General features: G+C 58.6%; 13 protein-coding genes and 2 pseudogenes. 11 read left to right on the top strand and 4 right to left on the bottom strand.

Going from position 1 to position 25,152, the window contains the following annotated elements; genetic code table 11:
• Positions 1–11: 11 nt before the first annotated feature.
• Positions 12–2,762 carry a LuxR C-terminal-related transcriptional regulator gene (locus B5V03_RS32110; RefSeq protein ID WP_129274402.1) on the bottom strand — a complete coding sequence of 917 codons (2,751 nt, stop codon included), beginning with the start codon at positions 2,760–2,762 and terminating at the stop codon, positions 12–14.
• A gap of 257 nt (positions 2,763–3,019) precedes the next feature.
• Between B5V03_RS32110 and B5V03_RS32105 the strand changes: the two genes are divergently transcribed.
• Positions 3,020–4,534 (top strand): ATP-binding protein, encoded by a 1,515-nt coding sequence (locus B5V03_RS32105; RefSeq protein WP_129274401.1) that lies wholly within the window; start codon positions 3,020–3,022, stop codon positions 4,532–4,534.
• Positions 4,535–5,495: 961 nt separating this feature from the next.
• On the opposite strand, the gene B5V03_RS32100 is transcribed toward B5V03_RS32105, so the two are convergent.
• A complete protein-coding gene (locus tag B5V03_RS32100) occupies positions 5,496–6,071 on the bottom strand; it encodes a PepSY domain-containing protein (RefSeq protein WP_129274400.1) in 576 nt (191 codons plus the stop codon).
• A 1,444-nt stretch (positions 6,072–7,515) separates the two neighbouring features.
• On the opposite strand from B5V03_RS32100, the pseudogene B5V03_RS42815 reads away from it, so the two are divergent.
• The 3 genes and pseudogenes from B5V03_RS42815 to B5V03_RS32095 form a co-directional block, all read left to right on the top strand.
• Positions 7,516–7,959 (top strand): annotated as a pseudogene (locus tag B5V03_RS42815) (GAF domain-containing protein); the annotation flags it as partial.
• A gap of 81 nt (positions 7,960–8,040) precedes the next feature.
• A pseudogene (locus tag B5V03_RS42810) lies at positions 8,041–8,796 on the top strand (PAS domain-containing protein); the annotation flags it as partial.
• A complete protein-coding gene (locus B5V03_RS32095) occupies positions 8,782–10,506 on the top strand; it encodes a PAS domain-containing sensor histidine kinase (protein ID WP_433995355.1) in 1,725 nt (574 codons plus the stop codon). The pseudogene B5V03_RS42810 and the gene B5V03_RS32095, both read left to right, overlap by 15 nt.
• Here B5V03_RS32095 and B5V03_RS32090 read toward each other — a convergent pair.
• Positions 10,409–10,732: a response regulator transcription factor gene (locus tag B5V03_RS32090; protein WP_245502401.1), complete on the bottom strand. Its 324-nt coding sequence runs from the start codon at positions 10,730–10,732 to the stop codon at positions 10,409–10,411. The two genes, B5V03_RS32095 and B5V03_RS32090, sit on opposite strands and share 98 nt — an antisense overlap.
• 436 nt (positions 10,733–11,168) lie before the next feature.
• On the opposite strand from B5V03_RS32090, the gene B5V03_RS32085 reads away from it, so the two are divergent.
• From B5V03_RS32085 to B5V03_RS32050, 7 genes are all read left to right on the top strand, one after another.
• Positions 11,169–11,804 carry a response regulator transcription factor gene (locus tag B5V03_RS32085; protein ID WP_129274398.1) on the top strand — a complete coding sequence of 212 codons (636 nt, stop codon included), beginning with the start codon at positions 11,169–11,171 and terminating at the stop codon, positions 11,802–11,804.
• Between the two features lie 322 nt (positions 11,805–12,126).
• Entirely contained in the window at positions 12,127–13,698 is a 1,572-nt protein-coding gene (locus B5V03_RS32080; RefSeq protein ID WP_129274397.1) for an ATP-binding protein, read from the top strand.
• 210 nt (positions 13,699–13,908) lie between these two features.
• Positions 13,909–14,271, top strand: coding sequence for a thiamine pyrophosphate-binding protein (locus B5V03_RS32075; RefSeq protein WP_245502394.1), 363 nt, complete (start codon positions 13,909–13,911; stop codon positions 14,269–14,271).
• An 822-nt stretch (positions 14,272–15,093) separates the two neighbouring features.
• Positions 15,094–16,248: an OpgC domain-containing protein gene (locus tag B5V03_RS32070; RefSeq protein ID WP_129274396.1), complete on the top strand. Its 1,155-nt coding sequence runs from the start codon at positions 15,094–15,096 to the stop codon at positions 16,246–16,248.
• Positions 16,249–16,470: 222 nt separating this feature from the next.
• On the top strand, positions 16,471–17,538 hold the full coding sequence (locus B5V03_RS32065; protein WP_129274395.1) for an adenylate/guanylate cyclase domain-containing protein: 1,068 nt from the start codon (positions 16,471–16,473) through the stop codon (positions 17,536–17,538).
• Positions 17,539–18,651: 1,113 nt separating this feature from the next.
• Entirely contained in the window at positions 18,652–18,843 is a 192-nt protein-coding gene (locus B5V03_RS42545; RefSeq protein WP_129274393.1) for a hypothetical protein, read from the top strand.
• Complete coding sequence (locus B5V03_RS32050; protein ID WP_129274392.1) at positions 18,840–19,049, top strand: hypothetical protein; 210 nt, start codon at positions 18,840–18,842, stop codon at positions 19,047–19,049. Before B5V03_RS42545 ends, B5V03_RS32050 begins: the two co-directional genes overlap by 4 nt.
• 220 nt (positions 19,050–19,269) lie before the next feature.
• Here B5V03_RS32050 and B5V03_RS32045 read toward each other — a convergent pair whose 3' ends face one another.
• Positions 19,270–25,134: an AAA family ATPase gene (locus B5V03_RS32045; RefSeq protein WP_129274391.1), complete on the bottom strand. Its 5,865-nt coding sequence runs from the start codon at positions 25,132–25,134 to the stop codon at positions 19,270–19,272.
• Positions 25,135–25,152 lie beyond the last annotated feature (18 nt).

Here is a 25,152-nt window from a genome sequence, read left to right as displayed (position 1 = left end):
GAGGCGAAACTTCACTGCGTGGTGACAATGCCCAGGGTCTGTGCACGGGATACGGCCTGCGCGCGTCTTTCCACACCCAGCTTGGTGAAAACGCTCTTGAGGTGCGACTTCACGGTCTCGGGACCGATAACAAGGCTCCGGGCGATTTCCTTGTTGGACAATCCATCCGCGACCAGCGTGAGAATGTCAGTCTCGCGATGACTCAATGAGGCGAGAATTCGGGCACTTGAGCTCGGTGCCGAACGATCTTGTCGTACTCGCTGCAGACCCGCCGCGAGGCGATCGACGTAGGGGATCATATCCGCTTTGACGTTTCCTGCCTCCCGGGTTGCCCGGAGAAGCTCGGAAATGACGGGCCCTTCGTCTAGAACGGTCTGGTAAAGACCGGCCTGCGCGCACGCGGCAAGCACACGGCGAAAGCGGCTTACCGCCTCCGCGGCCTTGCCCGCACTGAGCTGAACTGCCGACAGGTGGATCGCAATGCACATCAGGAATTGACGGTGCTGCATTGCTTCGGCTTCTCGTCGCAACTGTTGCAGGATCGAAATGGCTTCGTCTGGACGATCCTGCTGGCCCAGCAAATGAGCGCCGGCCAATTTGTGGTACCACTCAATCTCCGACCAGGCGCTAGGCCTCGGTGCGGGGTATTTCCGCGCAAGGCGTTCCAGGCGATCAACGCATGCGGCGGCTTCATCCAGCCGGCCATCGTTAAGGTAGAGCCGCGCCTGCTCCGCGATCACGCCGGCCGAGAGCCTGCCCCAATCCCGCGCGACGCCCAGATTTTCAGCTCGCTCCAGCAGAGTGCGGGCCCGTTCAAAGTTCATCCGCGCGGCGGCGACCCGGGAGATCACGAAATAGGTGCTCCACACGCAATCGAGCATGGTCCCCGAGTTGATCAGCGGGACGCGATCGATGACCCAGGCTTCCGCCTCATCGAGCTGGCCTTGCTCGTATTTGATTCGCGCGATCAGGCTTGCCGGCAAGGCCGCGGCAATCGAATTCGGCCCGACATCCTGCTCGGCTATCCGCAAGCCTTCGCGGTAGTGCTCGTCTGCCGCTGCGAGACGTATCTGCCGCTCCTCTGCAAGCCCGTTCAGGCAGTGTCGATACACCGAGGCAAATACGTTCCTGCGATCCTCCTCGACCGAATAGGGTATCCATGGTGTCGCATGGAATTGCTTGAGGTTGCCCGTCTTCATATAGCTGAAGCGAACGACGTTTGAAGCAACATTCGCGGTCCAGGGATCGGATGATCGGTTCATGCAATCCTGTGCCAGAGGCAGCGCGCCTTCGCTGTCATCCTTCAGCGCGATAGCAACAGAGCGGATCGCCTGGCATTCGCACAGCAGATTGCCATCCGGCAGAGGCGTTGCGGCGATATCGCCTTCGATGTCGGTTGCGAGATTTAGGGCCTCGTCAAAACGAAGCGCGAGCGCCAATCCCCAGGCGATCGCCAACCGGACCTCGCACTGACCTCGCATGAGCTCGTCAGGAAATTGGCGCTGCCATTCCAGCAAGGTGAAGAGATCGCCTCTCTTGATCAAAGCCATCGCGCAATTGTTGATCCAGCCGATCGCGCGGTGCGGAGCGCCGGCTGCAATCGCGTGCTGGACCGCTTCAGTCCACAATTCGTGGGAGGCATACCAAAGCGCCGCACGCCCGTGCAGTTCAGGAACTTCAATGCCACGGTCCGCCTCTAGCCGCTGTCTCAGATATTCGGCAAGCAGCGTGTGATAGCGAAACCAGACTCCATCATTGTCAAGCGGCGTGAGCAGCATTTGGCGCTGCGCAATCGATGCCAGGATTGTGCGGCTCGCGCTCAGACCTGTCACAGCCTCGCAGAGTGGACCGGAGAGCCGATCAAGAACTGCCGTACGCAGCATGAAGTCGACCAATTCGACCGGAAGCCCATCCAGCATCTCCGTCAGGTAGGCGGCAATTGGACGCTGCGAACCGGAGAGCTTGTGAACATACTCCTTCAGGCCGGATCCGGACTGCGACGGCATGGCTGAGATAATTCGCAGGGCGGCGGGCCACCCTTCGGTCTTGCGCTGTAAGAGTTGCACATCGGGGAATTCCAGAATACCAGGTTTGGTGCCGTCCAGAAACGCCTGTGTCTCCTGCATATCGAACCGCAGGGCCTCGGCATCAATCTCGATCAATTGGTTCTGGGCTCGCAAGGTCGCGAGCGGCAGGGGAGGTTCGGTGCGTGTCGTAAGCACCACATGACAATGGGACGGTGCGTGCTTCAGAAAATAGGCGACGGTCTGATGGATGCGAGACGCGCTGACCCAGTGATAGTCCTCGAGAAACAGATAAACGTCGTCTTCTATCTCTGCCAGATCGTTGATTAGGCTCGACAGGATCGCCGTTGGGTCGATCAGGTTGTTTTCCAGGATCAGCCCGATCGCGCTGGCACCGACGTCCGGACAGGCCCGGTGCAGGGCGTGAGAGACGTAAAATAGAAACCGCGTGGCCTCGTCGTCGTCTGGATCTATCGTCAGCCACCCAACGGCATTACCGTCTTGCTCGAGCGTCTCGGCCCAACTGGCTGCTAGTGAGCTCTTGCCGAAGCCCGCCGGCGCCTTGATGACGCCAAGTCGCTTGGCCGGGAGCTCGGACAAGATGACGTTGAGCCGGGAACGTGCGACCAGCCCGACAAATCGTGCCGGCAGGATCTTTGTCGCGAGGAATGGCAGCTGTGCTCCGCCGGGCAAGGTGCCCGTTCCATGAGACAGATGGCTGGAGTGCGGCTGGATCAAGGACTCCCCCTAACCACGTCGGTCCTCCCCCCATTCGGGGGATGCAAGCAACGGTGAAAGTGTACGATCTCTGTTAGCGAGAGGGAAGCGCCATGCATCGTCGGTTGTATGCAGCTCGCATGCCGACCGCCGCGTGCTGATCCCTTCAGGTCCGCGCGTGAAGCCGAAAAGCAAGCATGTCTAACAAGAACGCACGCTTGGGTTTCTCGCGGATCGTTGAACATCCAGCAAAAGCGCCCTAGCCCGTGCCAAAAACCATGGCTGACGATGAGCTTCGTGGAGATCTGCTGTTTGGCCCCTTTGAGCTTTCGAGCAAAGAGAGGGTGCTTCAGCGCGACGGCGTGGCGCTACCCCTCGGCAGCAGGGCCCTCGACATCCTGATCTACCTTGTCGAACGTCCGGGTAAGGTGATCGCAAAGCAGGAGTTGATCGACCACGTCTGGCCGGGCGTGACCGTGGAGGAGGGGAACCTCCGGGTCCATGTGGCCGCGATCCGCAAAGCGCTTGGTGACGGCCAGTTCGGCAACCGATACATCACGAACGTAAAGGGGCGGGGCTACTCGTTCGTCGGCGCAGTGGTCGCCCTCGGAGGCGCCAGGGAAAGCCGGAATGCCAAGTCCAACTACCAAGGCAGGCTTCCGGTGCGACCGATCATGATGATCGGACGCGATACCGTGGTCAGCGAGGTTAGCAGCAAGCTTCGAAATGAGCGTTTCGTAACGCTGCTCGGCCCCGGCGGCATCGGCAAGACGACGATTGCCTTGGCCGTTGGCCGCGCCGTGACGGAGGAATTTGGCAGCGAGATCTATTTCGTTGATCTGGAAAGCCTCACCGATCCGCACCAGGTTGCGGGGGCTGTCGCGACGTCTCTGGGAATCTCACTTAAATCGACCGATCCTGTTTTGGAGCTGGTCGACCTGGTTCGGTCTCGAAAGCTTCTTATTATTCTCGACAGCTGTGAGCATGTGATCGAGGCGGTCGCCTTGATTGCCGAACAGCTCTACCAAGAAACGCAGCAGGTCTATCTTTTGACCACAAGTCGCGAGTTGCTGAAAGTCGAGGGCGAGAATTGTTGCCGGGTGCTTCCCCTTGATTCTCCAACAGACGGCTCAGAGCTGACGGCAAATGCCTTGCTTCGATATCCGGCAGTGCAGTTGTTTGTACGGCGAGTGGCGGCAAGGGCAGGAGGTGTCGTTCTCACCGACGAAGAGGCGCCGCTTGTTGCAGAAATGTGCCGAAAGCTGGATGGCATGCCGTTGGCAATTGAGTTGGCAGCGGGTCAGGTTGCTGCACTCGGCCTCAAAGACACCGTTTCCCGCTTGGTGTCTCAGCCGGAATTGCTGAAACTAAGCCATCGGACGGCAGTTCCCAGGCATCGGACTCTTAGGGCGACACTGGATTGGAGCTACGATCTGCTGTCCGACGCAGAGAGGATTGTTCTGCGACGCATTGCTCCTTTCGTCGGCCATTTCACCCTGGAGGGCGCACGGCACGTCGCGGGCGAACCTGGCGAAGACGCCGGAGAAATTTTTGACGCAATCGCCGGCTTGGTCGAGAAGTCCTTGATAGCAACTCGGGTCGACGAAGCGCAGGCACATTACCGGTTGCTGGACACGACCCGGGCGTATGCACTCGAAAAGCTGGAGGAGCATGCTGAGGTCGACGTGGTCGTCCGTCGGCATGCGGAATACATTGCCGGACATCTGGCGACGCCTAATCGCATTCGGGCTGAGCGAATGCTCGATAAGCGAACGCTCCGGCGCGCGGGCTGAATGAGAGGCGCAATCGCGAAGCAGAGAGGACGCTTCGTAAGATGACATCTTGAGCGTTGGCAAGCACGGCGACTGCAGCCTGCACTGTGCAAAGAAAAACAGGGGCTGAGCACAACGAGCCTCAGGGTCTGCGCCAGCGACAGGCCTGCACTGGTCCCCTCAGACAATTGTGGATCCGATGTCGCTTGAGGTGGAAATGCCGTCGCTCTTGCGAAGACCGATGACTTTGGCCTTCAAGGTCAACTGATAGTTGGTCTTGGCCATACGGTTTTCCCATGCTTGTCGAAGGTGCGGGAGCAGGCATGGCGGCTGGGTTGAGGATTGCAATCTTTGCTGGCGCGGAATTGCTGCGGACGTGGCGGCATACACCAAAAGGGAAGGCCGCCTGCGTTGCCACAAGCGGCCCAAGTCTAGGGAGGAAACGCCCAAGGGGGCAGCGATAGCGGGAGCACTACCGCATACCCGAGCTAAGACGATCGCGATCAGCAGCGCAATTGGACGTAGGTAAACGTCGGGCAACTAAAGCGGTCACGGAACGATACGAAGGTTTATAGCGCTCGTCCTTCCGACCAGTTCCGCACTGAGTAGACGAAAGCCTCGCCACATGGGGGGGCTTGTCGCTTTCAATGGCCGCGTCGAATTCGGCGGCGGGACGTTGGCGACGCGACCGCTTGTCGCTATCAGCCGCTTCATTCGGGGAGGGAGGGTGCCCTCCTTATGCTGATTGTTGCCCTTTCTTGAGCAACTCGCCCATGCTGCCCAAACGCGCGAGCTTGAACGCGATCAGCGAGTTGCCGATCCACATTCCGGGCGGCTCACTTGTGCCCCGCTGCATGATCGTCCATAGCCTGTAAGACTTGCCGAGCGAACATCGTAGGAACCGGAAGCTGCGAAGCAGTCGAAGACGGGATGGCCAGCATTCAGTACAAATTGTCGGTACTTAAATTGATCGGCCGCGGGGTCATCGGTCTCGAGGCGGCTCTAAAAGCACCTGCTTTAGACCCTCGGCAGTATCCACAACAATCACAAAATACAGTGTCCCGTCCTCATCCATTAAACCTCCGCTGATTGCCTTTCCGCGCGCCGATCGTTCCGCGACGACGACGGCATCCGACAGGTTCTGCCGAACGGATTTCAACGCCAATAAGTTGCGTCGATCCAGTGGTTCAAGGCCCTTAACCGACAGCGCCCGTTTGTCACCTGCAATGCTGCTTCCTGTCCTAGCGTCAATAGAATGCTCCCAAATTTGCTCTTTGTGAATGTTCTTCACTCTATAGACCGGCGGGTTCGCCCCGCCATCGAAGCTGATGTCAACAACTCTCGATCCGGTGTGTAATCTCTCGGCAATCAGCATTGCCTGCTGCAGGGATACTTGCGCGTTGCGGAACATCTCCAGCTCACGATCAATAGTCCCTTCAAGTTCGGAATTCTGTCCGTCTAGCGCATGCGGTGTTTCATTCGATTTGGCAGTCGCCTCCGGCGAAGCGAAGACCAAGGCCGACAAAATCACAGACGCGATGAGTCTCGTTTTCAACATCAGCTAGCTCCCGCGAAAGTCAACTTTCGCAATTTCATAGTTGTGCCTACGGTTCGGTCGAACGCCATCCACGATGACGGGCGTTGTTTCTGCCGCACGTGGTGACACATCGGCTCTTTCCCACGTGGAACGACAACGGCTTAGGAGGCTGGTTCATATTGCGATACTCAACATGGGCTTTCTATGCCACGAGGGCACTGGCCGATTACCCGGGTTACGGAAGCCGAATTACCGGGGACCGAACCCGCTACCCATGCGGAACCAGCGCCGAACAGAGGTCGTTGCATTCCATCGAATCTATGGGAGGCTTCAGATGAGAATGCTTGTCGAAATGTGCTCTCAACGGCACGATTCCTCTGGATTTCCCGTTTGTTCGTTATCTCGATGCAACACCTCGATCACCAAAAACCCCGTGCAATAACCCATCGCGAGGTCGGATTGATCATCGAGGAACACTCGCGGCAGGTGTTGCTGGTTTAAGTTGCTAGTTCGGGGTGGTCCGGCGGCATGTGTCGCGCGCCACATACGTTCAAATCCGAACAGCTACGTACAAGAGCGGGTCTCGTTGAAGATGCATAGTGGGATGCATTAACGAACTCTGGATTTCGCTGCTTGAACTATAGCTGCGAGGACCGAAGGGATCGAACGTTTGAGTGCGATAGCTACCCGAGCTGATCGCCGCCTCGTAGTCGTGAAATGAGACCGCAGACAAGCCCTACCACAAGCGGTGGCATTGTAGCTGGAGAGCAGCGGGGTGAAGGAACTTGCTAGTCTCGGTATGGTTGTGGTCTGGGTCCTATTGTTCTTGGTGTTCTTAACGATCTTAAGACCGAGCGCGATCGTGGCGGTGCAGGGTGACAAGGTGATAGACGTCGTCTCACGGGTAGGGATCTCAAAAAGCCCGGACTGAATGGACAGCTGAAATAAGTGCCCGCGGTCCACGACCAAATGTCGAAACATTTTCCTTATCAGATAGAAGCGGCATCCGTTGGAGGGCGGCCCGTTCACGCCCATCCGTGCCGGTCAGCCAATGGCGAGCAGCAGCGCGCCGCTGGCCGGCCGTATAGTAAGGCACAACCATCGTGCGGCCGGCGCGGTTCGATCGAATTAGTCAACATCTCGCCGATCATCAAGATCGGGCAAATCGGTATCAATGACGCGACGCAGCTCTCAGCTCTGGCGATCCTACAACTAGGCGTCCAGCAAAGGCCGCCCCAGTTGGCGGCCTCGTTGAATTCGAGTGGGCACAAAGCGTCAGTTATTGCGGTGTAGCAACATGCGCATATCCCGGAAGTGATCGGCACAGAGCCAAACTGTCGATTTCGACCCACAGCGGGCGTTGGATGTTTGGCCGCATCCTTGGTTTGGACGGACAAGTGAGCTGTCGCGAACTGCGGCAGTAGCTGTTATACTGCCTCACCGTCTAAGCCCAGGAACGCTCCACATGACCGGGAGTATTCATCGAGGGATGGCTTCCGAGCTGCAAGATCGCAGTTCGAGTGCGGCACATTCGATCGCAGTGCCACCTGAAATCGTCCGAAAATGGCAAGAGTTTGTGGATCTCCTTGCCGAAATCATGCACGTTCCGTCTGCCTCCATAATGCGAGTCGAGCCCCCTCACATCAAAGTTTTCGTCTCAAGTACGTCCAAGGGGAATCCTTGCGAACCGGGCGCTCTTGATGCGGGACCTTACTGTGAGACCGTCATGAAGACTGGTCAGCCGCTGCTCGTCCCTGACGCTCGCGAGAACGAAGCATGGAAAGTGAACCCGCATGTCAGGCAGGGGATGATCTCTTACCTGGGCGTCCCGATCGCCTGGCCTGATGGCCGCTTGTTCGGTACGATTTGCGTTCGCGACAATAAAAGGAACGAATATAGTGCGGCTTATCTCAAGCTAGTGCTGCACTTCCGGGACATGTTGCAGGCTGACTTGAAGTCGTTCGCAACACTGCAAGGCCAGCTCGAACAGCACGAGGTAAAGATCCGGCGCCTGATGGACGCGAACATCATCGGAATCATCATCTGGGATGCCGAAGGCCGCATTCTTGAGGCTAATGACGCCTTTCTCCGGATGGGCGGGTTCAATCGAGAGGATCTTATCTCGGGTCGCCTGACCCGAACGGACCTGACGCCGCCGGAATGGCGGGAGCGCGACGCGCGGACTGATACGGAGCTGAAAATGAATGGGGCAGTCCAACCATTCGAGAAAGAATACTTTCGGAAAGATGGGGGCCGCGTGCCCGTGTTGATCGGTTTGGCTGCCTTCGGCGACCAACGAAACGAGGGCGTCGCATTCGTGCTCGATCTAACGGAGCGCAAGCGGGCCGAGGAGGCATTGCGGGAGCGCGAGGCGAAGATTCGGCGCCTAGTCGACGCAAACATCATTGGAATTTTCATCACGGGCTTGGAAGGTCGGGTTCTTGAGGCCAATGACGCGTTTCTTCGTCTCGTAGGACATGACCGGGAGGATCTTGTTTCAGGTCGTGTACGCTGGACGGACCTGACCCCACCGGAATGGCGGGAGCACGACAAGCGTGCCCTACGAGAGCTATACTTCAATACTGTTGCTCAGCCCTATGAGAAAGAGTTTTTCCGAATAGACGGCAGCCGCGTACCTGTGCTGATTGGAGGCGCGCTGTTCGAAAAGGGCGACGACGAGGGCGTCGCGTTCGTCCTCGATTTGACGGAGCGCAAGCGCGGGGAAGATGCGCTGCGCGAGAGAGAGGCTCAACTCGCCGAGGCGCGGCGAGAACTGCGGCAGATGATCGATACCATCCCAATTCCGGTGGCGAGCTATTCGGCAGATGCCAGGCGCGACTTCGTCAACGCCGCCTGGAAAAAATACACGGGCCTTTCCGACGAGGCTGCGCTCGGCACGGAATGGTCCGTCGTGGCGCATCCCGACGACGTCACCACCGGTGAGAAAATGTGGCGTGACGCCCTTGCCACCGGCGAGCCGTGGCATACGGAGGAGCGCGTCCGACGTGCCGACGGACAGTATCGCTGGTTCGCTATCGACCGTGTCACTGCGCGAAACGAGAACGGCAAGATTATCAAGTGGTACGGTACCGCCTACGATATCGAGGATCGCAAGCGCGCCGAGGAACGCCTCCGCGTGCAGCACACGGTCGCGCAGATTTTAACGGAAGCTGCCACGATCGAAGAGGCCACGCCGAGAATCCTGTGGGCTATGGGCGAGTGTCTGGGATGGGACGTGGGCGCGCTTTGGCGCGTGGATCGGGAGGCCGAGGCGCTGCGCTGTGTCGAGCTCTGGCATAAGGCCACGATAGAAGTCCCGGAGTTTGAAAGAGTCAGCCGGGAATTCACTTTCCTGCCGGGCTTGGGACTACCGGGCCGAGTGTGGTCCAGCCTCCAGCCCGAATACGTTCCCGATGTCGTTCCTGATGAGAACTTCCCGCGCGGCCCGATAGCCGAGCGAGAAGGGCTACATGCAGCCTTCGGCTTTCCGATCTTGCTCGGGGGCGAGGCCCTGGGCGTGATTGAGTTTTTCAGTTGCGAGATCAGGCAGCCCGATCAGGAATTGCTCAATGCGCTGGCCACCATCGGCAGCCAGATCGGTCAGTTTATCGAGCGTAAGCGCGCCGAAGAGGCCTTGCGCAAGGTGCAGATGCAGCTGGCGCACGCCAACCGCGTCGACACCATGGGACAGCTCACGGCTTCGATCGCTCACGAAGTGAAGCAACCGATCGCTACGGCACGCAACAACGCCCGTGCGGCTCTGAATTTCTTGGATAAGCAGCCGCCAGAACTTGACGAGGTCAGGGAAGCCCTGGGCTGCATCGTAGGCGATGCCGATCGAGCCGGAGGCATCATTGACCGCATCAGAGATCACATCAAGAAAGCGCCACCACGCAACGATTGCTTTGATCTCAATAGGGCTATCGACGAGGTAATTGAACTAGCCCAGAGCGCAATCGCCGAAACAGGCGTCTCCGTCAAGACTCGCCTAAGGGAGCGGATGTATCCCATTCAAGGTGATCGCATCCAAGTGCAGCAAGTCGTCCTGAACTTGATTTTGAACGCGATCGAAGCCATGGGTTCGATCGAGGCGGGGGCACGAGAGTTGTTGATTAGTACCGAGCAAAGTCGGACAAATGACATTATCGTCGCAGTGCACGATACTGGGCCTGGCATTGACCCAGAATGTCTCGATCGCGTTTTCGAGGCCTTTTACACCACGAAGTCAGGCGGAATGGGAATGGGGTTGTCGATCTGCCAGACCATCATCGACGCACATGGGGGCCGGCTGTGGGCAGAAGCGAACGAACCCAGGGGAACCGTATTTCAGTTTACCGTCCCTAGCCCGGTAGAAGAATTCACGAATCATCCTCAGTCGGCTCCCGAGAATGGAGAGCCGCATGAAGACAGGCTAGTAGCCGCTTCTCGTCGACCGGCTTCGGAAGGTAGCAAATGATCCCATCCTTCAAAGCGCGAGCCCGGACTTGATCATCAGCATAGGCCGTCACGAGGATAGTCGGAATCTCATACCCTGAAGCGATGAGATGTCGGTAAAGGTCCGGTCCGGTCATTGCAGGCATATGAACGTCTGCAATCAAGCAAGCGGCTTCGCTGAGATAGGGAGAAGCGAGGAAATCGGCTGCCGACGGAAACGCCTCGACGCGGTAGCCCCGCGATCTCATAAGCCTCCTCATGGAGTCGAGAAAGAAACGGTCATCTTCGACGACCACGACCAAAGTCGGTTTCGGCATACGGTTGTCCAGTTCTTCGATCGAACCCGCGATACGTGTGGCGCTATTAGCTGTCGTATCCACGGGTGAAGTCGATAAACGCAACCTGCGCCCAAGAGTGCTACTGGGCAATGCTAATGCCCTATAAATTTTGGTTTAGCCGCCGCCCTACCGAATTCTTTGACCGCGCACGAGGGATGCAGCCGAATCGCAGCGACTTAGCAGTTTGTTCGTGTAAGCTTTGGTGTATGCTGCCCAAGTCCCATGGCGTAAAACAGTGCTATTCACGCCCACAGATTGGGACTACGCTGCGAACCGCACGGCCACTCCGAACCGGCGAACGGCGACAAAGGATCATTTCCGTGGTCTTTAATCGTGAGTAGCTGCGATGCAGGAGAAAACGTCCACTGTTTTGATCATAGAGGACGATGTCGAGCTTCGCAATTCGCTCGGGCGACTGTTGCGCTCGGTTGGCCTTCATGCCCAGCTATTCGGGTCCGTTTCCGATTTTTTAAAATCCGATTCCCCGGATGGTCCGGCCTGCTTGGTGCTTGACGTGAGATTGCCGGGGCAAAGCGGTCTCAATTTTCAGCGCGAGCTCGCTGCGGCGAATAGGGAGATCCCAATCGTCTTCATCACGGCACACGGCGATATCCGGATGTCAGTGCAGGCGATGAAGGATGGTGCTATTGAATTTCTTACCAAGCCGCTCCGCGACGAAGAACTGCTCGACGCTATTCATCTCGGTCTGGCTCGCGATCGTGCGCGCCGGGAGGGTGAAATGGCTTTGGCCGAGCTCAAGGAGCGGTTTAAATCGCTCAGCCCCAGGGAGCGTGAAATCATGATTCACGTCGCACGGGGACGCCTTAGCAAACAGATTGCTTGCGATATCGGTATCAGCGAGCCGACGGTAAAGGTGCACCGCAGCCACGCAATGCGAAAGCTGAACGCCCGTTCGCTTCCCGAGTTCGGCAGAATGGCGGCCAAGCTCGGCTTGGTACCCGAGAAATCGCACCAATCTTAAGCTGACGTATCTGTCCTGCCGACGTCCGGCTGGGTTCGATCCGCGGGCGCGCGGTCAGCGGCAAACAGCCTCCATCTCTTTGGGTCCACTGGCTTGTGAAAGTGACGAACATGCAGCTTAGCGCGTGAAAGTTCCTCCCCCGAGCGGCTTCTAAACCAAAGCTTAGGCAACGCGATACCACATGCGTAACTTGCATTACTCACGTGCAATAGATCGCCCGGCCGAAAGCCATCCATGATGCTGGCTGCGCGCAACAGCAGTACGCACAAGCGCGGCATTCGCCGGCATGCAGGCCGGGAAAAACCCGTCATTTGGCTGACATATGTCTGGCACCGTAATTCATAGGAAGCTGGGGTTCGGCCCTTTCGAGCTTTCGATTGGCGAGAGGGTGATCCGGCGCGACGGTCAGGTGCTTCCCCTCGGGGGTCGTGCGCTGGATATCTTGATCTACCTTGCCGACCGCCCGGGGGCGGTCGTAGCGAAGCAGGAACTGATTGATCGCGTTTGGTCAGACGTCACCGTGGAGGAGGGGAATCTCCGGGTCCACGTCGCTGCGATCCGCAAAGCGCTTGATGACGGCCAGTTCGGCAACCGATACATCACGAACGTAAAGGGACGGGGCTACTCGTTCGTCGGCGCAGTGGTCGCCCTCGGAGGCGCCAGGGAAAGCCGGAATCCTGAGTCCCGGCACCAAGGCAGGCTTCCAGTGCGACCGATCATGATGATTGGACGCGAAATCGTGGTCAGCGAGGTTAGCAGCAAGCTTCGAAATGAGCGTTTCGTAACGCTGCTCGGCCCCGGCGGCATCGGCAAGACGACGATTGCCTTGGCCGTTGGCCGCGCCGTGACGGAGGAATTTGGCAGCGAGATCTATTTCGTTGATCTGGAAAGCCTCACCGATCCGCACCAGGTTGCGGGGGCTGTCGCGACGTCTCTGGGAATCTCACTTAAATCGACCGATCCTGTTTTGGAGCTGGTCGACCTGGTTCGGTCTCGAAAGCTCCTTATCATCCTCGATAGCTGTGAGCATGTGATCGAGGCGGTCGCCTTGATTGCCGAACAGCTCTACCAAGAAACGCAGCAGGTCTATCTCCTGACGACAAGTCGCGAATTGCTGAAAGTCGAGGGCGAACATTGTTGCCGGGTGCTTCCCCTTGATTTTCCAACAGACGGCTCAGAGCTGACGGCAAATGCCGTGCTTCGATATCCGGCCGTGCAGTTGTTTGTACGGCGGGTGGCGGCAAGGGCAGGAAGCTTCGTTCTCACCGACCAAGAAGCGCCGCTTGTTGCAGAAATGTGCCGAAAGCTGGATGGTATGCCGTTGGCAATTGAGTTGGCGGCGGGTCAGGTAGCCGCAATCGGCCTCGAGAACACTGTTTCCCGCTTGGTGTCTCATCCGGAATTGTTGAAACTAAGCCATCGGACGGCAGTTCCCAGGCATCGGACCCTTAAGGCTACACTGGACTGGAGCTACGATCTGTTATCCGACGCAGAGAGGATTGTTCTTCGACGCATCGCTCCTTTCGTCGGCCATTTCACTCTGGAGGGCGCACGGCACGTCGCAGGCGAACCCGGCGAAGACACCGGCGAAATTTTTGACGCAATCGCCGGCTTGGTCGAGAAGTCGTTGATAGCAACTCGGGTCGACGAAACGCAGGCACATTACCGGTTGTTGGACACGACCCGGGCGTATGCGCTTGAGAAACTGGAGGAGCATGCGGAGGTCAACGTGGTCTTCCGCCGGCTTGCGGAATACATCGCCGAATATCTGGCCGCGGAAAGAGTAACGCTGTTGGCTCTGGTAAAGGCCGACAGAACCGCAGCCTATTCCGATCCGTCGGGAAACGCTTGCCCGGCGCCGGCATTGAGCTTTGGGCCGCGCGGCGATAACTAGATTGCGATGGATCTTCGACCATTCAGCGCATTCCAGCCAATACGGTCACATCCGCGCGGCGCTGGAATGGAGCTTTGACCAAAAGGTGCGGCATCCGCAGCCAGGCGCTGTCTCAGCAGGCGGGTTCAAAGCCTCGCATTCCGATACAAGCCATGGGGTGCAATTGGGTGCATGTTTTGGCAGGGATGGCCTCGGCGTGGGTCGAACGCAATGGACAAGCTGGTCGCGGATATCATCGTGGAAACCTTGCAGGGTGCGGGCGTCAAACATTGTTACGGCGTGGCGGGCGACACGCTCAATCTGACTGCCCGTTCGCTCGATAAAAGCGAAATCGAGTGGGTGTCGATGAGACACGAAGAAGCAGGAGCATTCGCTGTGCAGGCGGGGGCGCAGGTCGCGGATCCCTTGACGGCGGTTGCAGGGAGAGCGCGGCTCCGCTGGTCTGCATTTCATCAACGGCTTGCACAACGTGGGAGGACACGTCCGGCAGATGATGAAAGACAATTTCCTCTAATCAAGGTTGCTTTCCCAGAGCGCGGTGAGGCACCCTGGTGGATTTTCTACACTGTGTGAACGCGGCCAAGCATTGCTGTCATGGGTCAATCGAGATCGCTCAGATTGCCTGAGCTTACCACGTTGCCTGTGGCAGGATATTTTGGGGTTTGCGGGAGCACACTCGCCGTTCTTCTGCTGATAGCCGGCTGCTCGTTGCCGGAGCTGCCGGACCGGTTTCCTGATCGACCGGCGATCATCGATAGCGCGTCCATCCGGATCGAATCCGCTCGCAAATGGCCGGAGAAGGTTGTTCTGGATACCAACCACTCCACATTCTCGCCACCATCCATCGACATGGCGTCGGCGCGAGATCTCGTCGAGCGTCTGCCCGACGAAATGACAGATCTAACGGGTGTAAACCCCGTGGCTAACCCTGTGGCGCAACCAAAACCAGATGCTCGGCCGGTTGGTGCCTATCTGCCGAACGTGCGAGCCAAGCATAGGAGGGCCAGGTCGGTAGCATCCGCTCACGTGGCAAGAGCGCGCGGTCCCAACGGGTTCCAGAAGTCGGTCGAGGTGTGCTGTTGGTTTGAGCAGACAGAGAGGCGCTCGATGTCGAGGCCCTCGCGTAATCGGGTCGTACGTCGTGACACATCGATAGGCTGGCATTCCCCGGAAGCAAATTAAAGGTCATGCTTCTGTCGGTGTCATCCTGCTCCGAATCGACTTCCCTTGAACGAGAGCTAATCAAGCATGCGCACGATTGTACAATACGCGTAGTAGTCGGGCAGCGATGCTCGGCGCGATAGCGTCGAAATGCCGGCGTAGGCTCTATGGGCGCTGCGCGGGTAAGCAAGTGGCGGACCTGATGCCGCGCGTTGGAGCTTCGGTGCATTGACGATGAAGAGTCTCGCTACGCTGCCGACGAAAGGCCGTGATCTCCGGCTGGACCTGTTCCGAGGTGTGGCAAACTGGGGAATCTTCCTCGATCATATCCCCAACAACATCGTGAACTGGGTGACAACGCGGAACTATGGCTTCAGCGATGCTGCGGATCTCTTCATCTTCATTTCCGGTTACACTGTCGCCTTTGTCTTCGCGCGGATGATGCTCGAACGCGGGTTTATCATCGGCGCATCGAGGCTTCTCAAGCGCGTCTGGCAGATCTACGTCGCTCACGTATTCCTTTTCGTGCTCTACCTCGCCGAAATCGGATATGTCGCGCAGAGTTATGGCAACTCCAGTTTTACGGACGACTTTAACATACGGGGTTTCCTGGCAAATCCCGCGCCGTTTTTGTTCGAGGGATTGATGCTTCGCTTCAAGCCTGTGAACATGGATGTGCTGCCGCTTTACATCGTTCTGATGGGCGTCTTCCCCCCGATACTATGGCTGATGCTGCGCAGACCCAATATGACGCTGGCCGCTTCGGCCTTGCTCTATTTGATGGCCAGGTACTTCGGATGGAACGTTGCAGCCTATCCAACTGGCGTCTGGTATTTCAATCCATTCGCATGGCAGTTTCTGTTTACGTTCGGGGCTTGGTTCGCGCTTGGTGGGTCGGCACAGGCGATGCCGTTCATCCGGTCGCGTACCGCGTTGGTGCTCGGCATCGGCTATCTTCTTTTCGCTCTGGTGATGACAATGGCGGCCCGGTCTGACGAACTGCGCGCACTGATCCCGCCGGATATCTATGGTGCGTTCAATCCGAACGACAAGACCAACCTCGCGCCTTATCGCCTGCTGCACTTTGTTGTGTTCGCGTTCTTTGTCGTTCGTTTGCTGCCACGCGATTGGCCAGGGCTCGAATGGCGGATGTTTCGGCCCGCGATCAAATGCGGTCAGCAGTCGCTTGAAGTGTTTTGCGCCGGGATATTCCTGTCCTTTGCTGCACATGTCGTTCTGGTCGAGAGTTCCGGCGCGACCTGGATCCAGATCGTGGTCAGCATTGTCGGGATCCTGATGATGACCGCGCTGGCGTACTACCGGTCCTGGTCGAAGAACGCGGATAAAGCACCGGCGAAGAGTAAGCCGATTGTCGCAGTGGCGGGTTGAGAGGTGCCTAGGCCGCGTTGGGAAGCACTATACTCGGGCGGACGGCATTGGTTTCAAGTCTCGTCCGACCGGCGAATGGCCTAGGATGGGCGGTAATGAGCCATGCACGTCTCGACGGTCCGAGTTCTTGCCTTAGCGTACGGCTCCGAAGCCGAGCGGCCACTTCGGAGGTCGGCGGCGGCCCGTAGTTAGCCGATCCGTCGAAGGGAAAGCGATGATTCGATGCTGCGTTGTCTTGCCGGGCTCCGTTCTCTTTCCGTGGCGGTCGCGCTCGCGGCCGGCATTTTTCTTATCGATACGCTGACGTCCCTCCACTTTGCAGTGGCGTCCCTGTACGTGATCGTTGTCTTGGTTTCCGCTCATGACCTACATCGCCGCGGCATCGTGACCACGGGCGTCACCTGTGCACTCCTTACGGTCCTCAGCTACGCGCTCATGCACGGATTTGAGGCGGATGGAGTCGCCCCGTTGCGGTTTGGCGTGAGCCTGATTTCGATCCTGATTGCCACCATCCTGGTGCTCCGGAACGTCTCGGCAAATCTGCGCGTCGAGGAAGTTGAGCGGCAGCGAGCAAACCTCACTCGCTTCTTCTCGCCGAAGATTGTCGACCAGCTTGTCGACATTCGTGCTCCATTTTCCTTTGCACGTCGCCAACCCGCCACGGTGCTTTTTGTCGATATGATAGGTTTTACCGCGTATTCGTCCGGAAAGTCTCCGGACGTTGTCATCAGCATGCTGCGCGATCTGCTTCAATTGTTGAGCGAGGCGGTTTTCTCGAATCATGGATCGGTTGACAAATATCTGGGCGACGGGCTGATGGCATTTTTTGGCCCGCCCCTGACGAGTCGGCGAGATGCGACAAATGCGGCTCTGTGTGCTCTGGAAATCGTGAACTCAATCGAATGCTGGAACCAGCGGCGCGTCCGCTGCAACAAGGCTGCCGTCCGCATCGCCGTCGGCATTCACTGCGGCGAGGTCGTCCAGGGAGATGTCGGCAGCGAAAGGCGGCTCGAGCTCACCTTGGTCGGCGACACCGTGAATATCGCGAGCCGCGTTGAAGCGCATTGCCGAATTATCGATGCTCCGGTGCTGGTTACCGAAAATTTCGTGGAGGCGTTGTTGGTAGAGGGCAGTCCAGAGATCGCAAAAGCGTTTGTCGACGAGGGTGTCCACCTATTGCGCGGCTGCAAGGAGCCAATCCGTCTCTTCAGCATGAGACAAGAGCCAAGGTCCGCCAGACGACCCGACGATTGGTTAGTCGGCAGCCGTCCGGGGGGCGAAGTCGGGTGAAAGATGGACGTACGGACTTATGAGCGCCGGGCCGCGTAAGGAAATGCGTTCCTCCGGAGCTAACGCCGTAGCGAGCATTCGCTGAATTGCTGCGATCCCGGAGAATGGCGGACGATATGACTTGCCTCTGTCGAGGGGAAAGAGCGAAACCACATTGTTCCGCTAAACGGGTCACGAGTGATCAAAGAGTCCCCAGGTGTGTACGATACGCTAGAGACCACGACAGGAGCATGATCCCCATACCGCCGGCAAATCGAAGTGCCGCATCGACAGATGTGACCGGCCTAAGCCTAAGTATCATTCGAAGATGACTTAGGCTCCACGACGAGTACCCACGTTCAATTGAATCGAGGCTCGCGATCATCTTAAGTGGGATTTGGCGGAAAAGCGAACACCGAAAGAGATGCGGTGGATGCAAGAAGAATGATCGACGAGCCACGACGATAACACCAAGAGGAGTCGACAATGCCGAACTGCTCCGACAGTCTCACATGTGGCAGAGCCGCGCGATGCGCGGTCTGTGATGGCAGGTTTGGTCTCGTTCGGTACTACTCGTGCCGAGCCCCTCTTTGTTCCAAGAAGTGCGTCGATCGATTCAGAGATCGCCGGGCAAGTGACCGAAATTGGCTGCCCTGGCGCCAACCCGCTTCAGACCAAGCGACACGGAACCGTGCGAGAGCCTTATGACGATTCAGCAGATCTCGCAACGAGGCAAGGAATACCTGAAAAACAGCAGAGACTTTGCTTCGCGCTGCCCAGGCCATGACCGACCGAGCGATTGCGGGTCAGCTTAAGGGCCTTGCCGACGACTACCAGCGGCGAGCTGAGAACGCCTCGCATGTTGATGCGACCAAAGTAGCCGCTCGATCGGCTGCTAACGCTGAAGGCGATTGACTTATGTGGCCTGATCGGCAGCACCACGGCTCAACTGCGGAAAAATGCGTGGCGAAGGTAGGGATATGCTGGGCGCGGTCCAGACTTTGCCGTTCGCGATCGCCTGCAGAGCGTCAAAGTCGGGATTGCTGTCTCTAAATCGAAGATGAGTGACATCAGTTTATGGCGGACGTGTTCTCTAATTGCGGATTACTCGTGTAACCGGTGTGTGGAGCGGATATGGACGAAACTGTTCGATTTGTCCCGAAGTCTGAGCGCGAGCGCGCCCGTCTCATTCGAGGGGCCCGCGCGATATATGACAGCATATTTCCGGCAATTGATTTGTTCAACGAACATCGGGACAGGGCACCGATCAATTATACGGTCAGCGACGCCGACGTCCATCGTAGCAACGGGATTCTCCTGCCGTGATCAAGATCATCGCCGTGCTTTGCAGTCTCTCTTCGCCGACAAACTGCCACGAGAAGACCGTCACCACCTCGGACTCCGCTAACGTGTCGATGCAGTCCTGCCTTATGGGCGCGCCGCAGCTCGCCGAGTGGATGAAGCAACATCCTGGCGAGCGCCTGGCAGCATGGCGATGTGTGATCGGCAATTCGGATAGCAGGAGCGCTTAGGAGGGGAAGCCGCGACTAGCGTAGCCTCGTTCGAGGCTCCGTCTGGTCGCGTGATACACTTCCAAACCGACGCCCTCAACAGGCAAAACCGTAGAACCGGTACTTCCGAGATTACCCCCGTAGTAGATCTATTTCGGATTGTCCAAAATCGACGCGAATGATCTACAGCAGAGCTCGCCGTCGAGTTGCCTGTTCTTTGGGACGGCTCGCGAGTGCAGCATTACGACGCGGTGTCCGCGATCGCTGGCAGGGCGAATTGAAAGCTGGCGCCGCGGGGCAGGTTCGCGCTCGCCCATAATCGGCCGCCGTGCGCTTCGATGATCGAACGGCAGATCGATAGGCCCATCCCCAAACCGCCAGGCTTCGTCGTGTAGAAGGCTTCGAAAACGTGATCGAGAGTCTCCGGCGCCAGTCCCGGACCCGAATCTCGCACCGTTACGAGCACGTCTCCCGGGTCAGCCTTCCGGCTGCTGACGAGCAACTCTCGCGTCCCGTCGCCGGCGTCGCTCATAGCCTCGACGGCATTCACGATCAGATTGAGGATCACTTGTTGCAGCTGTACCCGGTCGCCCTCAATGAGCGGCAAGCCGTCCGCAAGGTCTGCCTGCATTGAGATGCCGTTTTTCACCCATTCGTCGCGGGTGAGCTCAATCATATCGCGGATACCCGCGTTGATATCCAGGCACTCTCTCCGGGGCGGCGCCTTCTCGATGTGATCTCGGATGCGGTCGATGATGTCTCCCGCTCGATCGGCATCGTCCACCACACAGCCGAGCGCTTCCGTGACCTCGCCCAGATCTGGCGGAATTTTGTCCATAAAATTCAGGGCGGCACGCGCGTTGTTACGTGCTGCGCCGATCGGCTGTTTCACTTCGTGGGTGATCGAGGCCAAAAGCTGGCCCATGGTGGAGACGCGGTTCGCGTGCGCCAGCTTCATTTGCATGTCCCGCAGCGCCTCTTCTGCTCGTTTGCGCTCGGTGATGTGCCGCGCGACGCCTCGGTAGCCGATGAAGCGCCCCGCCTTATCAAACACCGGCAGGCCCGAAACGGATATGTAGCGCTTGCCGCCGTCGTCGGCGGGTCGCGCGAGCTCAAAGTCGCGGAAAGGCAGGTGGGCCTCGAGGGTCTCCCGGTGCTTGCGCCAGGCCTCCGCGTCAGGCTCCAAGTAGGGCACCTCCCACCTTGTCTTGCCGATTTCAGAGCCCGGCGCCGGCGGGTCTGCAAGGCCTTTCGCGAAATCCTGACGGATGAAGCGATGCTGCGCATCCGATTCCCAGTACACGTCGAAGGAGAATTGTACGAGCGTGCGAAAGCGCTCCTCGCTCTCCCGCAGACTTAGTTCAGCCTGCTTGCGGTCGGTAAGATCGACGACGAAAGATACTCCATGATCCTTACGTTCTTCGAAGCTCGCTACACCGACCAGCACGGGAACACGGCTGCCATCTTTCCGGAGGTACTCCTTCTCGAACGGCTGTCCGCTCCCCATCATCTTTTGCTCCGGGATCCACCATCGCTCATGGCTGCCGGGCCATTCCGACGGTGTGAAGTCGGTCCAGCGCAGGCGGCGTGAAACGAGATCCGCCCGATCGTATCCCACGATGCGGAGAAACGCGTCATTGGCTTCCAGAATCCGGCCGCCACGCTCCCAGATGATGATCCCGATGATGTTGGCGTCGACCAGGCGTCGGATCTTCGCTTCGCGTTCGCTGAGATCGCGGTACAAACTCGCATTTTCCAGCGCGATGGCGGCCTGCGAGGCGAGCAGCTTCAGTGCCGCGATCCGGGCTGGCGCGAAGACTCTGGGGGCTAGGTTGTTTTCAAGGTAGAGCACGCCGATGAGATTGCTCTGATTGATTAAAGGAACGCAGAGAATGGACCGGCATTGGTGCTGCCGAATGTAGGGATCGGCGGCAAAGGCGGGTTCAACCGCGGCATCGTCGAGTATCAAGGCCTCCCGCTTGCGAAGGACGGTCCGAACGAGCGCTTCCGGCAGCGCCGTTGCGGTCACAGGCTGGTCAGGCAGGCGCACGATAATCGTATCACCACTCGTTACGGCTTCCGCTGCGATCCGTTGCTCGTTTTCCTGTGAAACAATCAGCAAACCTCGCTCGGCACCCGCTTGCTCAATCGCGGTGCGCATGAGCGTGTCGAGCAGTTTTTCGAGAACGATCTCGCTCGAGACGGCTTGCGACACCTTGATCACCGTCGTGAGGTCGAGGTGTTCAACCGGCGCACCAATGGTGCTCATCGAGCCGGGAAGTGAGTCTTCCTGTCTGAGGTCTGGATACGTCTCGTCAAGTTGTCGCACCTTCCCGATGGCCCCCCAACGGAGATAACCGTAGCGGGCGTTCTGCAGATACAGCTCCGCGATCTGCTTGAACCCCCGCGCCGCGTAAAAGCGTGCGGCCAGTTCGTAAGCGAGCGCCTCATTGTGAATAAAGCCATTTGCGCGGGCCGAGCCGATCGCTTGCTCGTAGAGACTAGCAGCATCGAACTCACGGCCTTCGATCCGGGCGATCTCTGCGCCGACAAGTGCAACGCGGCTCCCGAAATTCTCCGGACAATTTTCCGCCCAAACAGCCATCTGCCTGTAATGATCCGCCAGCGCCGCCAAATGCTGGGATCGCTCCTCGGCCGGAGCTTCATCATACCGTGCCGCCCGCGCAAGGGCGCCATAGAATTGATATTCAGACTGCTCCACTTGCGTGGGCGCTGTCCACAGCAGCGGCGCGAGCTTCGTTGCCGCCGTGATCGCACGTACGGAGTCGCTGCCGTAGACGCCGGCTTGCAGCTTGCGAATCCAATACCAGCACGCGCAAATGCTCAGCCCGCGATTGTTTTCAAATCGCTGTACGAAGCGGCTTTCGTCGAACTTTGCGTCATTGAAGGAACCAAAGTCCAGTGTCAGTCCACGCAACATTCGGACCAGCCTAAATTGTACAGTAAGATTGTTGCCGGCAAGACCAAAGCCCACGTCCTGCGCGAATTTCATCCCTATTTCGGCCTCTCGTTCGACTTGGTCGAGTGGAGCACCGGAGGCGAAGAGGTTTGCCGTCAGGTCAATGCAACTGTAAGCGGCATAAGAAAGATCGCCCGCTTCCTGTGCGGCCTCGAAAGCGCGCCGCAGGAAGGCGCGGCTCGTGGCCAAGGGCTGCGTCCAGTGCGCGACATGGACTGCGAAAACCAGGTAGACGCGAGCTCGGAACCGATCAAGACCACGCTTCTCAACCAGATCCAGGCCAAGCTTCCCGAAGCGGAAACCTGCCTGGTAATCGCAGAAGTGTGTCCCGAGCACACCACCCAACCATGCATACGCAAGGGACGATCCGTCGCTGTTGCCATACTCCAGGCTGAGGCTCGCCATCCGGCCGACAACGAGGCGGAAAAGATTCAAATCGGTGAACAAGGCGGGCGATGTTAGTACCGTAAGCACGTCCATGGTTGCGCGCCGGTCGGGATCGGTCATCAGCGGCAGGTCGAGCAGCCCCTCGATCGAGCCGGAGCCGAGCCGTTGCCGCAGCCAATCATGCTCCTGCTGGACGTCCTGGGCTGTCGCGTGCTGCGGCCATCTGGCGTCAACCCGGCGGAGATATTCCAGCCCTACCTCGACGGCCCTATTGCTCCGGTCGAGGGTCGTATACAGATTGATGCGCACGCAAGCGCCTGCGGCGGCGTGAACAATGGTCCGCGCCTGCGTCGACAGTTGCGAGAGCCGTTCTTCCGCTGCCGCCAATTCCCCGGTCAGGTATTCGCACTCGCCCCTGTTGAGTTCGAGGTCGAAGGTGAGCTGGTAGCACCGCTCCCAACCATTCTCCCCCAGCAGCAGGCTTCCGACGACAAAATACCGCAGGGCTGCGGCGTAGGCGGTTGCCGCCTTGGCGCGCTTACCTGCCATTAGATTGAATGTGGCGACCTGCTCGCGCTCCCGCTCTGTGCTGATCAGCGCCGCGCCACGGCCGAACTGGTGCACGATGTCGAAGATGTTCTCTTTGAGGTGCTCCGGTGGGGTGCGCGCGGCAAGTAATCGGCCAATGCGAAGATGCGCCATGGCCCGCTCCTCCTCGGCGACGAGCGTATAGGCCGCCTCTTGGACGCGATCGTGGAGGAATGCGTACGTGCCGCCGGAACGAAGGACGAGGCCGACCCGAACAGCTTCCCACAGTGCTACGTTTGTCGCTTCGTAGTTCGCCTCGTGAACCAGCGCTATCGTTTCCGACTCGGCAGCATGCCCCAGGCAGACTAACTTGCCGAGAACCTTCTGAGTCGCTGGCGGCAGGCGGCTCAGCTTCGCCGCCATGAGATCAGCGACGTTGTCGGTATAACCCTTGGCACGAATGCTGTTCAGGTCCCAGGACCATCGCCCTTCACCATAATCGAATGTGAGCAGACCCTCCTCGACAAGTACGGAGATCAACTGAATGGCGAAGAATGGATTGCCCGCCGTCTTCTCATGAATCAGTTCTGCCAGCGCGATGACGCGTTCGGGTTCGCAGTGAAGAGCATCGCCAATCAACCGTTCCAGGTCTTCACAGGCGAGAGGCGCAAGGATGATTTCGTGCACGACCGCACCCGCCTTGCGGATCGCTTCGAGCTTGCGGATCAGAGGATGGGCGGAATTGACCTCGTTGTCCCGGTAAGCCCCGATCAACATCAGATGCTGCGCGTCCGGCTGGGTCAACAAATCCTCCAGCAGGTCGAGCGTTGCCGAGTCGAGCCATTGCAAATCGTCGAGGAACAGCGCCAGCGGGTGCTCCGGCCGGGCGAACACTGCGAGAAAGCGCCGGAAAACCAGCTGAAAGCGGCGTTGAGCGTCACGGGGTGGCAGCTCAGGGACCGGCGGCTGGTCGCCGACGATGACCTTCAGCTCCGGAACCAGGTCTATGATAAGCTGCCCGTTCGGGCCTAATGCTTCGCGAAGGACCTGGCGCCATCCAGCCAACTCTGAATCGCTCTTGCCAAGCAGTGGCCGGACCAAGCTCTGAAATGCTTGCGCCAGAGTGGAATAGGGGATGTCACGCTTGTACTGGTCGAATTTGCCTGATGCGAAGAGCCCGTGCAGGTCAACAAGCACTCTATGAAGTTCGTTGACGACCGAGGATTTTCCGATGCCGGAATATCCGGAGACCAGCACAAGCTCTGCCGCACCGCTGTTTACTATGCGGTCGAAGCAGGCGAGCAAGGTCTCTATCTCGCGCGCCCTTCCGTACAATTTCTCGGGAAGTAACAGCCGATCGGGCGCGTCGTGTTCGCCAAGCGCAAACGGGGCGATGCACCCTTTACGCTCCCGTTCGACAAGACAGTGCCGAAGATCAGCCTCGACTCCCGCGGCAGTCTGGTAGCGTTCCTCGGCGATCTTCGCGAGGAGCTTCATAATGATTTCGGATACCGGAGCGGGAATATTCTCCAACCGTTCACCGGGCGGCAGCGGTTTTCTAGCGATATGGCAGTGCACCCACTCCATCGGATCGGCCGCGGTGAACGGCAGGGAGCCAGTGAGCATCTGGTAGAACGTGACGCCGAGCGCGTAGAGGTCGCTTCGGGAGTCGACCGAGCGGTTCATCCGGCCAGTCTGCTCCGGCGCCATGTAGGCGAGGGTGCCCGCGATCACCTCTGGTGGGGCGGGGGCTTGGCGCTCACGCGGCAGACGCGAAGCGATGCCGAACCCCGTCAGCCACACGTCGCTGCTTGCCGATTCCACGAGGATATTTGCCGGCTTGATGTCCTTGTGGATGAGGCCACGCTCATGTACATGGCGGAGCGCGCCGGCGAGCGGGATCGCGATGCGCAGGAAATGCGATACGTCCAGGGGCCGGCCAAGCAGTCGATCGAGCGGCGTACCGCCGGGATCCTCAAGCACCAGTCTCATACGGCCGTTATCGTGCGTAAGCGAAACGGGTCGCGCCGCCCAGTCGGCGTCAAGTTCGGACTTGAGCGCATATTCGTGTTCAAGTCGCTCGACGGAACCGGGCGAGGTTTCTTCTGCGGCAACAAGCAGGATCGGCGTCAAGCCGTTGCCGGAGCCCCGGTATAGAGCGATGTCGCCCTCCCGCAGCGGCGAGAATACGTAGCCCGAGAGCTCGTTCATGAAGGCCTCCTGCCAGGA

The sequence above is a fragment of the Bradyrhizobium betae genome, from assembly GCF_004123905.1.
In the GTDB taxonomy this organism is placed as follows: Bacteria; Pseudomonadota; Alphaproteobacteria; order Rhizobiales; family Xanthobacteraceae; genus Bradyrhizobium; species Bradyrhizobium betae_A.
Note: the sequence above shows the minus strand (reverse complement) of the source record. Positions and strands in the feature narration are given on the sequence as shown.